The organism is Pseudomonas sp. NY11955 (assembly GCF_048068035.1).
Classification (GTDB): Bacteria; Pseudomonadota; Gammaproteobacteria; order Pseudomonadales; family Pseudomonadaceae; genus Aquipseudomonas.
In genome coordinates this window covers 1-212 of the sequence record NZ_JBLUPS010000094.1, presented here as the reverse complement: position 1 = coordinate 212, position 212 = coordinate 1, and the positions used below count along the sequence as shown (strand labels likewise).

General features: G+C 53.8%; 1 pseudogene. It reads left to right on the top strand.

Features of this window, described 5'->3' with window-relative positions:
• Positions 1–92: pseudogene (locus tag ACNFBR_RS29400) on the top strand (transposase); the annotation flags it as partial.
• Positions 93–212 lie beyond the last annotated feature (120 nt).

Below are 212 nucleotides of genomic sequence, written 5' to 3'. Positions count from 1 at the left end.
ATGTTGCCAGATACATAATTGCCAATCCGATAAGGGCTGGGTTGGTCAGCAGGGTGGGCGATTATTCGCATTGGGATGCGGTCTGGTTGTGAATGAATGATCGCGCGGGCGGCGCTCGATTTGTGCACCACCAAAAATCCCAAGCCATGCCCATCCACCCCTGCATGTAGTTAAACTGTCATCTCCCCAGCAATGGACAGGAGATCCGGCGT